9 protein-coding genes are annotated in these 16425 nt (G+C 61.2%); 4 read left to right on the forward strand and 5 right to left on the reverse strand.

Features of this window, described 5'->3' with window-relative positions; all coding sequences use genetic code 11:
* Positions 1-248: 248 nt before the first annotated feature.
* The 4 genes from ACMLHG_RS14195 (at position 249) to ACMLHG_RS14210 (ending at position 6117) form a co-directional block, all read left to right on the forward strand.
* A complete protein-coding gene (locus tag ACMLHG_RS14195; protein ID WP_417170917.1) occupies positions 249-998 on the forward strand; it encodes a DUF1559 domain-containing protein in 750 nt (249 codons plus the stop codon).
* Between the two features lie 142 nt (positions 999-1140).
* The gene (locus tag ACMLHG_RS14200; protein WP_417170918.1) at positions 1141-4167 is read left to right on the forward strand and encodes a hypothetical protein; all 3027 of its coding nucleotides are present in this window, start codon (positions 1141-1143) and stop codon (positions 4165-4167) included.
* 2 nt (positions 4168-4169) lie between these two features.
* Complete coding sequence (locus tag ACMLHG_RS14205) at positions 4170-5102, forward strand: carbohydrate binding domain-containing protein (protein ID WP_294434619.1); 933 nt, start codon at positions 4170-4172, stop codon at positions 5100-5102.
* A 1-nt stretch (position 5103) separates the two neighbouring features.
* Positions 5104-6117: a glycoside hydrolase family 32 protein gene (locus tag ACMLHG_RS14210; protein WP_295810701.1), complete on the forward strand. Its 1014-nt coding sequence runs from the start codon at positions 5104-5106 to the stop codon at positions 6115-6117.
* Between the two features lie 65 nt (positions 6118-6182).
* Here the strand turns inward: ACMLHG_RS14210 and carB are convergent, their stop codons facing one another.
* The 5 genes from carB to ACMLHG_RS14235 all read right to left on the reverse strand — a co-directional run bounded on the left by carB (position 6183) and on the right by ACMLHG_RS14235 (position 16224).
* A complete protein-coding gene (gene carB, locus ACMLHG_RS14215) occupies positions 6183-9449 on the reverse strand; it encodes a carbamoyl-phosphate synthase large subunit (protein ID WP_295810703.1) in 3267 nt (1088 codons plus the stop codon).
* A 6-nt stretch (positions 9450-9455) separates the two neighbouring features.
* Positions 9456-11063 (reverse strand): CTP synthase, encoded by a 1608-nt coding sequence (locus ACMLHG_RS14220; protein WP_294434611.1) that lies wholly within the window; start codon positions 11061-11063, stop codon positions 9456-9458.
* A 5-nt stretch (positions 11064-11068) separates the two neighbouring features.
* Positions 11069-12169, reverse strand: a complete 1101-nt coding sequence (gene carA / locus ACMLHG_RS14225) for a glutamine-hydrolyzing carbamoyl-phosphate synthase small subunit (protein ID WP_295810707.1) — start codon at positions 12167-12169, stop codon at positions 11069-11071.
* 20 nt (positions 12170-12189) lie between these two features.
* A complete protein-coding gene (locus tag ACMLHG_RS14230) occupies positions 12190-13986 on the reverse strand; it encodes an amidophosphoribosyltransferase (protein ID WP_417170919.1) in 1797 nt (598 codons plus the stop codon).
* A 105-nt stretch (positions 13987-14091) separates the two neighbouring features.
* Complete coding sequence (locus ACMLHG_RS14235) at positions 14092-16224, reverse strand: glutamine synthetase III (protein ID WP_417170920.1); 2133 nt, start codon at positions 16222-16224, stop codon at positions 14092-14094.
* Positions 16225-16425 lie beyond the last annotated feature (201 nt).

The following is a 16425-nucleotide window of genomic DNA, read 5'->3' on the forward strand; positions in this document are numbered from 1 at the left end:
TTAAAATAAAGTCGGGAAGATGCCGCATCGACAGCGGTCGAGGTGTGCGACGGGGGAAGCCCCGCGTTGAAACCGCCTCGAACGAGCCGGGCCCGGGCGGGAAACGGGAGACGAAACTAGAGTTTGCAAGACAGTCGTATCGCATATTCAACCGTTGGGAGATGGAAATGATTCGTCGTATATGCAATCGAAATGGCAGGGGCCGTCCTCGGGAAAACCGCAACTTGATTACAGGAGGAATCCGGCAGATGAGACAGAAATTTACCCTTATCGAACTTCTTGTCGTAATAGCGATCATTGCAATCCTTGCCGGCATGCTGCTTCCCGCTTTGAACAAAGCGAGAGAGAAGGCGCGGGAGACAACCTGCGCCTCCAACATCAAACAGATCGGCAACGCTCTTCTCATCTATGCCGGAGATAACCGGGATGATCTCCCTGGTGTCTGCAACAACAACACGCAATATCTGGAGGATTACATCGGCAATTATCTCGGGCGGCCGCGGGGAAGTGACAACAGGGCGGCAAAACTCACCGAGCAGAAAGGTCCCTGGTTCTGCCCCTCCTATCCGACGGTTCCGGACACGGGAAACCGGGGGTATGGCAACAGTTATGTATTCACTTACCAGAGCGACTGTTACGGCACCACCTTCTGTGCACAGCCCAAGGGCTATTACCGTGCCAGGCATATCGGCGTCTGGCCGTACCACATTGCATGGAAGGTCTCTCGATTGCGCGGCAGTGTGGCGATCATGACCTCGGCCCGGCCCGACCAGCCCTCTTCCGGAGTGATCCGGGGGCATTTGAATGAGTATGGAGATCCTGAAATAAGCTATGAGTATTTCTACAATTCAGCCAAGCGGTCGACGTTGCTGCTCCGGGCCATGCCGCACGCGGGACGGGGAAACTTCCTGTTCGCCGACGGGCATGTGGCATCGCGTTCCGCTTTTCAGAATGTGCCGAAAGATGCCGGCGGGCTGGTCCATTGGGATGGTTTTTAACCGTTGCGGTGCCGGGGAAACCAGCATGGGTCAGAAGTGCGGAGAAGGAGGTCGGCGCATGGTGCGAGAGGGGATGTGCGGGAGGAGGAAACGTGGAATTGCGGCCGTTTCAGAAATGTGTTCCGGAGTTTGTGGAGAAGGTATGAAGAGAATTGTCAAAATCGTTGCCACCGTTCTGGCGGGCACGGCGGCTTTCGGCCTCCCGGCCGGGGATCTGGTTTTCAACGGCAACTTTCAGTTGGGGGAGGCCGGGTACATGCAGAAACGGATTCTGCGGCGGGATCGTAATCCGAAGCTGGAGTATCACCCGCTGTCTGTCCGGAACGGCATCATGCGCATTCACAATCCCTGCGCGGAACGGTTTGAGCTTCACACCCGGGAGTTTTTTCTCAAGCCGGACACGGAATATGTGTTTCGCTTCACTGCGCGCGGCACTTCACCCGGGCAGAAATTGTACGGCGTGCTGTACAATGTTTCCGGGCGGAAGTGGAATGCCTGCCATGTGCAGGCGGTTCTTCAGAAGGAGTTTCAGACCTATGAGAATGTCTACCGCACGCCGCCGGAGAGCAACGGCAGTTTCCACATCCATTTCCGCAATGTAAGCGATTACGATATTCCGGCTTCGGACATTGAATTCAAGGATATTGCGGTCTTTGAAAAGGGGGGCGGGGATGACCGGGGAATTCAGGTCGCACTGGAGGCTGCGGAACCGTTGTTCATCAAGACGGGTTCGACCTGCTCCGTACCGCTCACCGTCAAAATCGGCAACTTCTCCGCCCGGCCGCTGGAGGCGAAGGGGAAACTGACGCTGCTCGATGATACGGGGAAAACGGTATTTTCCACCTGGGAGATCGACGCAGGGACGCTTCGCCCCGGCGAGGTCCGAAGTTTGCAGACAACCTGTACGGTTTCGCGGTTTGGAACTTTTCTGGTCCGTCCGGAAATCCGCGGTGCGACGCATTCGCTGGATGCGGCCTTCGCGGTGATTGGAAAATATACCCCCCGGCCGCTCGATCCCGGGCGGGACTTCTGCGTCGCAATCAACGACGGGCTGGGGGTGAGCTGGTATCCGCAGGTGGCCTATCAGGGATATATGGCGTGGAATGCTCATCCGGAAAAACGCATCGAAATGCTCGCTCAGGCGGGCGTGCGACTGTTCCGCGACCATGACGCGGAGTACGAAGTGACTTCCTGGTACCTTCTGGAGCCGGAAAAGGGGAAGTGGGATTTTTCTGAGGCCGATTACAGGATGGCGGTGTATGAAAAACATCAGATTGAACTTTTGTCGTGTCTCGGACGCATCAACTTCCTTGAGCCGACGGAGCGGGAGGCCCGCTACATGACCCGGCACTGGCCCGACTGGCTCGCCCCGCACTGTCGCCGCGTGACCGATTATCCCGATTACACCTGGAAAGATGTACGCGGGCGCATCACCCTTCCCCCGGTAGACGAGTGGCGGAACTACATTCGCCAGGTGGTCGAACACTTCAAGGGGCGCATCCGGTACTATGAGATTTTCAACGAACCGAACGGCGTGATGGGGGCGGCCGATTATCTGATCTATTGCCGATCCGCATATGAGGAGGTCAAACAGGCGGATCCCGCCGCCAGGGTCATCGGGCTCTGCGTCACAACCGACATGGGCAGTACGACCGATCAATTCGTCTCTGATTTTTTGAAACAGGGAGGGGGGAAGGCGATGGACATTGCCAGTTTCCATCCGTATCAGGGGCGCGAGCTCTCCTCTCTGACTCCCGCGGACAGGTATATCGAGAATTTCCGCAACCTTTTACGCAAGTCCGGGCGGGATTTCCCGGTCTGGAATACGGAATTGTACTATCTCTACGATGTGGTCAGCCGGGAGCAGTCGCAGAGATTGAGCCGTCCCGGACATGTCGCCGCACGGTTCCTGACCGATCTGGGCGAAGGGGTGGGGCAGTCGATTGCCGTCCACGGCGATCAGCTCTGGAGCAATCCGCATCTGCTCCCGGTTCTGGCTGAAAATAACCTCAGCGAGGCGACGGGCATCTTGATTCCGTCTCCGAACTTCGTTGCGTACAACGCGCTGGCACGGTATTTTGAGGCAGCCGAGCCGAAGGCGAAATATGAATTGCCCAACGGCGGAATCGCCTACTGCTACACCCGGCGGGACGGTTCTCCGATCGCCGCGGTGTGGAATGCGAAGAAACGGGAGAATGTCAAGGTGGATCTCTCCGAATTCGAAGTGCTTGACGTATTGGGAAATCCGCTCTCCGACACGGGAACGCTGGCATTTGCCGGCACGCCGTATTATCTACTGCCCCGAAAACAATCCGGCCGGAATTTTCAGGAGGCGGTCCGGTCGATCCGGCCGGAACTGGCGGAAAACATCTCCTGCGGCGGAGCCGTGCGGAAGGCGGGCAGCCGGCTCTTCTTCACCCTCTTCAATCACGGTCGGGCTCCGGAAGCCGTGACGGTCGGATTCCGCGGCGCCGGGTTCACGGCGAAGCGGACGGTTTCCCTCACGGTGCCCGCCGGCGGAACCGTGGACGCCGAACTCGAGCTCAAACCGTCGCAACACACAAAGCAGATGCCGCAACTGCGCTATTATGCCGCGGGGCGGCTGGTTGAGAAACCGGTTCGACTCCACGAAGTTCCCGCCGTGCTGAACGTAGGGAAAACGCTGCAAAGGGAGTTTGTCGTCTGCCGGCCGAAAGTCGAAGGCGGGCAGCTCCGCATCGGCTTTGACGTTCTCGACGGTACCGATTCCGGGGCGGAGGAAGCCGGACGCAGTGCGTGGGAACAGGATTGCATTGAGCTTTTCTTCGACCTGGCGCCGCGGCATTTCCCGGAGCGTTTCAGCGAGACGTACGGTTCGGCGACCTTCCGGCTTTTCTACCTGCCCCGCGTGCCGGGAGCGAAACGGCTGACCGGATGGTTCCCCCCGGATTGTCCGCTGCAGCTTTCGGATGTTCGAGTGGAGGAAAAGAAAACAGCCGGCGGCTATTCCGTTTCCTTCCTCCTTCCGCTTGCGAAACTGCCGAAAGACGGGCTGATCGGATTTGATTTCAAGGTGGACGATGCGCTGCCCGGGAAAAGAGCGGAACGTTCCGTCGCCTGGACTTGTTTTGATGACCGGCACGGCAACCGTTGCCGATTCGGTCTGCTTGATTGTATGGAGGAAAAGTAATCATGCGAAAAGAGATCATTGCAATGGTACTGCTGGCCGGTTGGCTGGCAATCGGAACGGAACTGCCCATGACCTGTTCCGGAGGCTGGGAGAGAGCGGCGGCGCCGGGGGGATACCTCATCCGGTACGACGGGAAGGGGTGGCCGAAACTGAATGCGAAACTCCCGGTGACGCCGGGGAAGTTCTATCGGTTTTTGTTTGAGTCCCGCGGCGAAGGGGGGCCTGCCTTTCAGATCGTGGTTACACGCAGCGGAAAACGCAGTCACACGGGAGTTTCCTGCGACAGCCGCTGGACGAAACATGAGTTCAATGTCTACGCCGCCGATGCGGCGTCTCTGCAGTTTGCCCTGGTCGTTGATCCGGGGAAGAGCGGCGTAATCGAGGTGCGCAACGTTCAATGGCATGAGTTGACGGATGAGGATCTGCGTGGGAATCTTCTCTCCGACGGCGATATGGAAAACGGCAATGCCGTTCCCGCCGACTGGAATAAGATCCGGGAATCGCCGGAATTCGTCGCCACGATTGTCGAGAACGACAACTATCTTGCCGGGGAAAAGAGCATGTTGTTCCCGCTGACGCCGCTGAAACAGGGCGTGTGGGGGATGACGTCGCGCTATCTGCCGGTTGAACCGGGGAAACGCTATTTGTTCTCCTTCTGGGCGAAGGCGGAAAAGAGCGTGTTGATCCGTGCCGGTGTAAGTTTGTGGGATCCCTTCGGACACGTGGGAAAACACTTCAATGAGATCGGGAGTTTCCCGCTGACGCCGGAGTGGAAGAAATATGAATTTTCCGTTACGATTCCGGAGGATCCTGCCGCCTACCCGGACGTTTCCGGCCGGATGGTGCAGCTCGTATGGATGTGCTGGGATAAAAATGCCGACACGCAAGTCCGATTGGATGATCTCCGTTTTGAACAGATGAAAAGGGAACAGTAAAGTGCAATTCCTTCGGCCGAAATTCCATTTCACCGCACCTCGCGGTTGGAGCAATGATCCCAACGGACTTTTCTTCGATGGGCGGAACTATCATCTCTATTACCAAGCCAATCCGGAAATTGTAAGTTATGCACAGATGAATTGGTATTCCATGCGCTGGGGCCATGCCGTCAGCACGGATCTTCTTCACTGGTCACACTGCAAGGATGCGCTTCTGCCGCGTCCTCCGCTGGATGGAAAGCCGGATTGTCCATGGAGCGGCTCCTGCATTGTCGACCGGGAAAATGTCGCCGGATTCGGCAAAGACTCTGTGCTGGCCTTTTTCACTTCGACTGCACGGGGCGAATGCATCGCCTTCAGTCTCGACGGCGGTATGACATTTACGGAATATGCCGGAAATCCGGTGGTCCGTCATAACGGTCGCGATCCGAAGGTGTTTTTCCATCCCGCTTCCGGGAAGTGGATCATGGCGGTTTTCGAGATGGTCAACTATGCGGCGTTTTACAGTTCGGAAAATCTGCGCGACTGGAGGTTTGAAAGCCGCATCCACGGATTCTACGAATGCATCAATTGTTTTGAACTTGGCGGGAAATGGGTCCTGATGGCCGCAGATGGCAGCTACTCCGTGGGGACGTTTGACGGGCATCAGTTTGAACCGTTGACGCGTCCTCAGAAGCTATTTGAGGGAACCGCCCTGTATGCGGGGCAATGTTTCTGGGGAATCCCGGAAATCATCGTCATCTTCTGGTTTCGGCTGCCGCATCTGAGCGGGGCGGGATTCCTGAACCAGATGTCGCTGCCGATGCGTCTGGAACTGGGTGCGGAGGATCGCATTCGCATCCTGCCGGCCGTCGATGTTCCCGGGACAATGTACCACTCTCCGCAGAAGCCTCTGACGCTCGGAAGTGTGACGATCCCAGCGGCGGAGGATATCTTCGTCGTTGAAGACGAGTACAGCGTGGAAGCTTTTCTCAATGGCGGCGACCGTCTTTTCGCTGCAGAAAAGATCCAATAAAAAAAAGGCCCCCGACGCACCGGGATGTGAAACCGAATGCGCCGGAGGCCGCAGGAAGGGTCGTTTTATTCTCTTCTGCCGGTGTGCACGTGGCGGTGGTACTCCTGCAGACTGCATACTTCAAACCGGCCGAACTCCAGCTTGTCGGTCAAGCCTTCGATCGCCGCCGTCAGGCCGGAAAGCGTCGTCGTCACCGGAATCCCCATGCTCACCGCCAGGGAACGCATCCGGATTTCGTCCACCATCGCTTCCGCGCCGTTTTCCGTCGTGTTGACGATCCACTGCACCTGCTTCTCGTGGAGCAGGTCGAGCAGGTTCGGCCGCCCGCGGGAGATGCGGTAGATCGCCTGGGTCTTGATGCCGGCATCCCACAGCAGCGTGGACGTTCCGCGCGTGGCGTAGATGCCGAAGCCCAGCTTGACCAGCTGCCGCGCCAGCTCCACCGCCCGCGGTTTGTCCTCGTCGCGCACCGAGAGGAAGACGTTGCCGCCGGTCGGAAGACGGCTGCCCGCGGCCACCTGGCTCTTCAGATAGGCCAGACCACGGTCCGGATCGATGCTCATCACTTCGCCGGTCGATTTCATCTCCGGGCTGAGCATGATGTCCACCCCCGGGAACTTGACGAAGGGGAAGACCGCCTCCTTCACCGCCGTATACGGCAGTTTCACCTCGCGGGTGAAGCCCAGGGATTCCAGCGTCTCGCCCACCATGCAGCGCGCGGCCAGTCCGGCCAGCGGAACCCCGATCGCCTTGCTGACGAAGGGAACCGTCCGCGAGGCGCGCGGATTCACTTCGATGATGTAGATCTCTCCATCCTTCACCGCAAGCTGCATGTTCATGAGGCCGCAGACGTGCAGTTCCTTTGCGAAGGCGTGGGCGTAGGTGCGCACTTTTTCCTGCAGTTCCGGCGCCAGCGTCATCGGCGGAATCACGCTCGCCGAGTCGCCCGAATGGATTCCCGCCGGTTCCACGTGTTCCATGATCGCGCCGATCACCGAGGTGTGGCCGTCGCTGATGCAGTCCACATCCAGCTCGACCGCGTCTTCGAGGAACCGGTCGATCAGAATCGGTTTGCCTTCCGCCGCGGCGGCCGCCGCTTCGACGTATTTGCGCAGGTAGGCCTCCTTGTAGACGATCACCATCCCCCGGCCGCCGAGCACGAAGGAGGGGCGGACCAGCAGCGGATAGCCGATCTTCTCCGCGATCGCCACCGCCTCCTCCACCGAGTGGGCGATGCCGCTCGGCGGCTGAAGTATGCCGATCTTCTCCGAGAGCTGACGGAAGTAGTCGCGGTCCTCGGCGGCGTCGATGTCGTCCGGACTCGTGCCGATGACGTTCGCCCCCGCCGCCCGGAGCTGCTGGGCGAGGTTGAGCGGCGTCTGGCCGCCGAACTGAACGATCACGCCGAAACACTGTTCCCGCTCGTAGATGTTCATCACATCCTCCAGCGTCAGCGGTTCGAAATAGAGCTTGTCGCTGGTGTCGTAGTCGGTGGAGACCGTCTCCGGGTTGCTGTTGACCATGACCACCTCGTACCCCGCCTTGCGCAGGGCGAAGCTGGCGTGGACACAGCAGTAGTCGAATTCAATTCCCTGGCCGATCCGGTTGGGACCGCCGCCGAGGATCATGATCGTCTTCTTGCCCTGATGGCTGCGCACCGGTTCGCCGGCGTCCCCCCAGGTGGAGTAGTAGTAGGGGGTCTTCGCCTCGAACTCTCCGGCGCAGGTGTCGACCGTGCCGAAGATCGCCTCCAGGCCGACGGCCCGGCGGGCGGCACGCACCTCCGTTTCGGTCGAACCGAGCAGGAAGGCGATCTGACGGTCGGAGTACCCGAACTCCTTCGCCTGCCGGAAGAGCGGCAGATCCGCCTGCAGGCCCGCGAGCGAACCGGCGGAGCGGATCTCCTCCTCGAACGCGGCGAGTTCCGCGAGATGACGCAGGAAGTAGCGGTCGATGCGGGTGAGTTCGTAGAGCTTCTCCACCGACCAGTTCCGCTTCAGCGCGGCGCGGATGACGAAGATGCGCTCGGCGTTGGGGCGGCGCAGTTCCGCTTCGAGGAGTTCGTCGCTCATCGACTCGTATTTGCCATCCTTGCCGTCGGCGCCGAATCCGGCGCGGCCGGTTTCGAGCGAACGGAGCGCCTTCTGGAGCGACTGCTTGAGGTTGCGGCCGATCGCCATCGCTTCGCCGACCGACTTCATCTGGGTTCCGAGCGTGGAGTCCGCCGCCGGGAACTTCTCAAAGGTGAAACGGGGCACCTTGGTGACCACGTAGTCGAGCGCCGGTTCGAAACAGCTGGGCGTTTCGCCGGTGATGTCGTTGCGGATTTCGTCGAGGGTGTAGCCGACTGCGAGCAGCGCCGCGATTTTGGCGATCGGGAAGCCGGTCGCCTTGCTGGCGAGCGCGCTGGAGCGGGAGACGCGCGGATTCATTTCGATGATGATCCGCCGTCCGTTCTCCGGATTGACCGCCCACTGGACGTTCGACCCGCCGGTTTCGACGCCGATGGCGGCCATCACCTCGAGGCTCTGGTCGCGCATCTCCTGATACTCCCGGTCGGTGAGGGTCTGAATCGGCGCGATGGTGATCGAGTCGCCGGTGTGAACCCCCATCGGATCGAGGTTTTCAATCGAGCAGACGATGACGGAGTTGCCTTTGCGGTCGCGCATGACCTCCATCTCGAACTCCTTCCAGCCGAGCAGCGACTCTTCGATCAGCACTTCGCTGTTGAGACTGGCGGCGAGCCCGCGGTTGACGATCGTTTCGAACTCCTCCGGATTGTGCGCGATGCCGCCGCCGGTTCCGCCGAGGGTGAAGCCCGGCCGGATGATCAGCGGCCAGCTGCCGATGGTGCGCGCCACGGCGAGCGCCTCCGCCATCGAGTGAGCGCTGCCGGACTGCGGCAGGTCGAGGCCGATTCCCTGCATGGTCTGTTTGAAGAGCTGGCGGTCTTCCGCGCGGTTGATCGCGTCGGCGGAGGCGCCGATGAGTTCGACCTGATACCGGTCGAGGATCCCCTTGTGATAGAGCTCCATCGCGAGGTTGAGCGCGGTCTGTCCGCCGAGGGTGGGCAGCAGAGCGTCGGGCCGTTCGCGGCGGATGATCTCGTGGAGAATGTCCGGCGTCAACGGTTCAATGTAGGTGCGGTCGGCGAACTCCGGGTCGGTCATGATCGTCGCCGGATTGCTGTTGACCAGCACCACCTCGAACCCCTCGCGCCGGAGCACTTTGCAGGCCTGTACGCCGGAGTAGTCGAATTCGCACCCCTGGCCGATGACGATCGGCCCGGAGCCGATCAGCATGATCTTTCTGATATCTGTCCGTTTCGGCATGATGGATTACCTCGCTTTCTGCTGCAGCGCCGCCGTGACCAGCCCGCGGAAGAGCGGATGGGCCGCCCGCGGGCGGGATTTGAATTCCGGGTGGAACTGACACCCGACGAAGTAGGGATGATCTTTCTGGAGTTCCACCACTTCGACCAGCCGCCCGTCCGGACTGGTTCCGGCGATGGAGAGCCCCGCCGCTTCGAGTTCATTGCGGAACTCCGGGTTGAATTCGTAGCGGTGACGGTGACGTTCCGCCGCCATATCGGTTCCATAGAGCGCCGCGCTCCGGCTCCCCGGCGCGAACCGGCACGGGCAGGCGCCGAGCCGCATCGTGCCGCCCTTGTCGGTGATGTTGCGCTGATCGGGCAGGAGGTCGATGACCGGGTGTTTCGTCGCCGGATTGAATTCGGTGCTGTCGGCGTCCTCCCAGCCGAGCACGTTGCGGGCGTATTCGATCACCGCGCACTGCATGCCGAGGCAGATGCCGAGGAAGGGAATCTTCCGGGTGCGGGCGTATTCGACCGCGCGGATCTTGCCCGGCACGCCGCGGCTGCCGAAGCCGCCGGGCACCAGAATGCCGTCGGCGCCGGCGAGCATTTTTTCCGGATCGCCCTTCTCCAGCTCTTCGGCCTCGACCAGCAGGGTGCGGACCTTCGCGCGGCTGGCGATTCCGGCGTGGCTGAGCGCTTCGTAGATGCTCTTGTAGGCGTCCTGGTGGCTGACGTATTTGCCGACCACGGCGATGGTGCACTCCGTTTCCGGATGGAGCACGCCGTCGAGCCACTCCAGATAGTCGTGCAGATCGAGCTCCCGCCGGTCGAGCCGGAGCAGGTCGAGCACTTTGACGTCGAGCTCCTGCCGGGCGAGTTCGAGCGGCACCTCGTAGATCGAGTGCTGAACGTCGAGCTCCTCGATGACGTACTCCTCGGGGACGTTGCAGAAGAGCGAAAGTTTCTTGAAGTGGCCGGGTTCCATCGGAATCTCCGTCCGGCAGACCAGAATGTCCGGCGCGATACCGATGCTCCGGAGCGTGGCGACCGAGTGCTGTGACGGTTTGGTCTTGAGCTCCTTCGCCGCGCGGATGTAGGGCACCAGCGTGAGATGGAGGAAGATCGCGTTGTCGCGCCCGGCCTCAAGCCGGAACTGACGCGCCGCCTCCAGGAAGGGGAGGGACTCGATGTCGCCCGCGGTGCCGCCGATTTCGGTGATGGCGATGTCGGTCTCCGGCGTGTGGAGCGACTGCATCGCACGCTTGATTTCGTCGGTGATGTGGGGAATCACCTGCACGGTGCCGCCGAGGTATCCGCCGGCCCGTTCCCGGGCGATCACGTTGCCGTAGATGCGTCCGGAGGTGTAGTTGCCTGCCTTGGAGCAGGTCACGCCGGCGAGCCGCTCGTAGTGACCGAGGTCGAGGTCGGTTTCGGCGCCGTCCTCGGTGACGAACACCTCGCCGTGCTGGTAGGGGCTCATCGTGCCGGGGTCGACGTTGAGATAGGGGTCGAGCTTCTGCATGGCGACCCGGTAGCCGCGCTGTTTGAGGAGCATGGCCAGTCCCGCTCCGGTGATTCCCTTGCCGAGGCTGGAGACCACTCCGCCGGTTACGAAAATGTGCTTGGTCATGATGTTCAACGCTCCATCAGGTTGCGGAATTGAGTGAACAGGTAGTGCGAATCGTGCGGCCCGGGGGCCGCCTCCGGATGGTACTGCACGCTGAACGCCGGTTCATGGCGGTGGCGGATCCCCTCGACGGTCTGATCGTTGAGGTTGATGTGAGTCACTTCGAGCGCCTCCGGAAGGCGGTCGGCATTCAGGGCGAAGTTGTGGTTCTGCGAGGTGATCTCGATCTTGCCGGTGAGCAGGTTGCGGACCGGGTGATTGCAGCCGTGATGGCCGAATTTCAGCCGGCCGCAGGAGGCACCGCAGGCGATGCCGAGCAGCTGGTGCCCGAGGCAGATCCCCATCAGCGGAACGCGGCCGATCAGGGCGCGGATCATCTCCGCCGCGTAACGGACCGCCGACGGGTCGGCCGGGCCGTTGGAGAGGAAGACCCCGTCGGGCTTTTCACGCAGCACCTCCTCGGCGGTGGTGTGCGCCGGCAGGACGGTGACCTGCATTCCGGCAGCGGCGAGGCCGCGCAGAATGTTGTACTTGATTCCGTAGTCGAGCGCGACAACCCGGAACTCGCCGTCGTGGTTCCATTCGTAGCGTTTCCCGGCGGTGACGATTTCCGCATAGTCCTTCCCGTCGAGGCCGGACCAGGCGCGGGCCCGTTCGACCGCTTCCGCTTCGGAGAGCGGCTCCTCCGAGACGTGGAGGAACGCCTTCTGGCTGCCGCAGTCGCGCAGCGTGAGGGTGAGGCGCCGGGTGTCGACGCCGGCGATCGCGGGCTTGCCCGCCGCCCGGAGGGTCTCTTCGAGGGAGGTTTCCGCGCGGAAGTTCGACGGCTCATTGAGTTCGTGAATCACCAGTCCGTTCAGAAACAATCCGCGGGACTCGACATCCTGCGGATTGCAACCGTAATTTCCGATCTCCGGCGCGGTCAGCGTCACGAACTGCCCCGCGTAGGAGGGGTCGGTGAGAATCTCCTGATAGCCGGACATTCCGGTGTTGAAAACGGCTTCTCCGACGGTGTCCGTCGGGGCTCCGAAACTCCACCCCCGGAATATCTCTCCGTTGGCGAGCGCCAGGAACGCGGCCCGTTCGCGTTGTTGTTTCCATCTGTACATATCGTTTACTCCATAAGCAGTTAATAAGCTCGTTCGTCCCGGTTTTCGACGTAGTTGACCAGCGCCCGGTTCACCACCCGGAAGCCGCCCGGCGTCGGATAATCACCGGTGAAATACCAGTCCCCCCGGTGCTCCGGACAGCAGCGCGCGAGATCCTCGCAACTCTGGAACACCAGCGCGAGCTCCGCCCGGAGCCCTTCCGGTTTGAGCCGTTCGGCAATCGCCCGGGTGAGTTCTTCGTCGGAGAAGGCGTCGTAGAGCGGCCGCACGCAGTTGATTCCGGCCGTCTGATCCTCCAGTTTTTTCTGCAGCAGCTCTTTGGCCTGCCGGTAGCACCGGTCGAGCAGATCGAGTTTGCCGGAGGCGCGCAGCAGGTCGACCACCGCTTCGAATGCGACCAGTTCCCGCAAATTCGCCATATCGATGCCGTAGCAGTCCGGATACCGGATCGGCGGAGCGGCGGAGGCGATCACGATCTTGCGGGGCGCCAGCCGGTCGAGAATCGGCAGAATCGCGCTGCGCATGGTGTTGCCGCGCACGATCGAATCATCCACCACCACCAGCGAATCCGATCCCGGCCGGACCAGCCCGTAGGTGACGTCGTAGATGTGCATATAGAATTCGCGGCGCGCTTCGGCGTCGGCGATGAAGGTGCGGAACTTGGCGTCCTTGACCGCGATCTGACCGAAACGGACCCGCGGCATGGTGCCGGCCGGCGTGGTCCGCCAGCACTCCTCCTGCAACGCTTCGAGCAGGCCGTGAAAGCTGATCTGGGCGGTGTTGGGGATGTAGGAGAAGAGGGTGTTCTCCCAGTCGTAGTTCACCTCGCGCAGAATCGCCGGCACCAGCGCCCGGCCGAGCGCTTTGCGCTCGTGGTGGATGTCGGCGTCGTTGCCGCGCGAGAAGTAAATTCGTTCGAAGACGCAGCGGCGCAGCGGTTTCGGCGGCAGACAGGGGCGGAACTGCACCGTGCCGTCGGGCTGAATGATCAGCGCTTCGCCCGGAGGCAGTTCATTCACCTCCGCCGAGGTGCAGTCGAACGCCGCCTGAATGGCCGGCCGTTCCGAACTGACCACCACCACTTCGTCGTCGAAATAGTAGTAGCCGGGACGGATTCCGGCGCTGTCGCGCAGGGCGAAGGATTCGCCGTCGCCGAGGATGCCGCAGAGCGTGAATGCCCCGTCGAACCGCCCGGCCGCCATCTTCAGCACTTCGGCCAGGTCGAAGTTGTGCTGTTTCCGGTCGCGCATAAGTTCGAGGCAGTGGCCGATCAGCTGCAGAATGAGAGCACCGTCCTGCCGGCTGGAAGGATGGTGCCCGGTCGCCTGAAGGGTGCGGAAAATCTCCGCGGTATCGGTCAGGTTGAAGTTCCCCGCCAGCATCAGGGTCCGGTTCAGGCAGGCGTTTTCACGCACAAAGGGGTGACATGCGTTGATGCCGGAACGGCCGAAGGTGCCGTAGCGGAGATGGCCGAGGTAGAGTTCGCCGCAGAAGGGGAGGTTGTGTTTTGCCTCTTCGCCGGTGAGGGGTTTCTCCGGCATGGGGGGGATTTCCCGGCCGATCTTTTCGAGCAGATCAGCCAGACAGGGACGGGTATTGGATTTCTCCAGCTGATAGCAGGGGAAACCGGGCATGGGATCCAGTCCGACACAGCCGAGTCCCGCGCCGTCCTGGCCGCGGTTGTGCTGTTTTTCCAGCAGGAGCGCCATCTTCTGAAATCCGTAGTACGGCGTACCGTATTTGCGGATGTAGTGGTCGAGGCTGCGGCGGAGCCTCAGCAGTGTGACAGCGCAGTCATGTTTACTCTGGTCCGACATGGTCCGAATATTCTTTCTTCTTCCTTAATTCCCCGGCCTGTCCGGACCGGGGAAATCCCCGCCGGAATTCCGGCGGGGATTGCGGTTTGGGTTTGGGTTTCAGTTTCAGTAGATGAAGAGCATCTCACGATACTTCGGCAACGGCCAGCAACCGTCGGAAACCTGCGGTTCCAGCGCATCGACCGTGCGGCGGAGTTCGTTCATCGCGGCGATGATCTGTTCGTGGCAGCCCTTCAGCGCTTCGCGGAGCGCATCGGCTCCGGCGGCGAGCTGATCGAGGCCGGTCCCGAGGACGGCGACGCTCTTTTCCAGTCCGGCGATTCCGTTGGTCACGCCCGCCGCCTTCGCCGCGGCGAGGGCACTGACGTTCCGGCTGAATTCCGCCGTGACGGTCGGGCGGATCATGCTTTCGGCGATTTCCAGCGCGATTTCGCCTTCGATCTTGATCCGGCGATGGTAGTCCTCAAGGAAGACCTCGTAGCGGGATTCGAGTTCGCGGCGGTTGTAGACGCCGTACTTTTCGAACATCGCGATGTTCTCCGGATTGGTCAGGCAGCGGAGCGCCTCCATCGTGGTGGCGGCGTTCGGCAGACCGCGCTTCGCGGCCTCGGCCTTCCACTCTTCGGTATAGCCGTTGCCGTTGAAGATGATCCGCTTGTGTTCGCGAATGATCTTGGTAAGCAGCACCTGAAGTCCGGCGTGGAAATCGGCGGGCTTGAGTTTTTCCAGCTCATCGCTGATGCGGTCGAGCGACTCGGCGACGATGGTGTTGAGCACGGTGTTCGGGCCGGAGCAGGACTGGCTTGAACCGGGGGCACGGAACTCAAACTTGTTGCCGGTGAAGGCGAACGGGCTGGTACGGTTCCGGTCGGTCGCGTCACGCGGCAGCGGCGGAAGCGTATCCACGCCAATCCGCATGGAGCCGACCCGGCGGCTGGAGGTCGCGACGCCCTTTTCCAGCTGGTCGATCACGTCGGCGAGCTGGTCGCCGAGGTACATCGAGATGATCGCCGGCGGCGCTTCGTTCGCTCCGAGCCGGTGGTCGTTGCCCGCGCCGGTCACCGCCGCACGCAGGAGGTCGCTGTGGAGATCGACCGCTTCGATGATCGCCGTCAGCACGGTCAGGAAGATCGCGTTCTGGTGCGGATCGCTGCCCGGATCGAGCAGATTGCGGTTGCCGTAGGCGATTGCCCAGTTGTTGTGCTTGCCGGAGCCGTTGATTCCGGCGAAGGGCTTTTCATGCAGCAGGCAGACCAGGCCGTTGCGGTCGGCGACTTCGCGCAGGATCTCCATGACCAGCATGTTGTGGTCGCAGGCGAGGTTGAGTTCCTCGAACATCGGAGCGAGTTCGAACTGGGCCGGCGCCACCTCGTTGTGACGGGTCTTGGCCGGGATTCCGAGCTTCCAGAGCTCCTGTTCCACCTCGGTCATGAAGTTGAGGATGCGCATCTTGATGGAGCCGAAATAGTGGTCCTCAAGCTGCTGGTGCTTCGGCGGCGGCGCACCGAAGACGGTGCGGCCGGTCTGCACGAGGTCGGGGCGCTGCAAATAGAAATTTTTGTCGATGAGGAAGTACTCCTGTTCCGGTCCGAGGGTGATGGTCACCTTCTCTTCGGGCTGGTTGAAGCATTTCATCAGCCGCTTGACCGAATTGGAGAGCGCCTGCATCGAGCGGAGCAGCGGGGTCTTCTTGTCGAGCGCTTCGCCGGTGTAGCTGCAGAAGGCGGTGGGGATGCAGAGCGTCGCTCCGTTGCCGTGACGCTTGATGAAGGCGGGGCTGGTCGGATCCCAGGCGGTGTAGCCGCGCGCCTCGAAGGTGCTGCGCAGGCCGCCCGACGGGAAGCTCGACGCATCCGGTTCGCTGACGATCAGATTTTTGCCGGAGAAGGACATGATCGGTTCGCCGTTCTTGATCTCCAGGAAGGAGTCGTGTTTTTCCGCGGTCGAACCGGTCAGCGGCAGGAACCCGTGAGTGAAATGGGTGGCGCCGCGCTCCATCGCCCAGTGCTTCATCGCGTGAGCAACGTCGGCGGCGATATCGGCGTCGAGCGGCGCGCCGTTGTTGATGGTGGAGAGAAGTTTCTCCGCCGTCGCCTTCGGCAGGTATTCACGCATTGCATCGGTGTTGAACACATCTTCCGCGTAGTAGTCGATGTTGGCGGGGGCCGCGGCTTCCGGCACGGGGGCGTGGAGTCCGGCCACGACATTGATGGCATTGGCGCGAGTTGGATTGCTCATGATAAAACCCTCCTGGTTTGGTTGCATTGTGACTGCTGCCGGATGTGTAGCAGGAGTCGTGCCAACTTTTCATGAGCGGAGAACGCCTCATTTGTGAGGATATTGTTTTACAAAAATGTAAAACTGAACGGATGATTTTACGATTTTGTAATACGCGCGCGAGTAATATATGGAGAAATCCGCCGGGAGCGGAGTTGGCAC

Source organism: Victivallis sp., from assembly GCF_048170485.1.
Lineage (GTDB): Bacteria > Verrucomicrobiota > Lentisphaeria > Victivallales > Victivallaceae > Victivallis.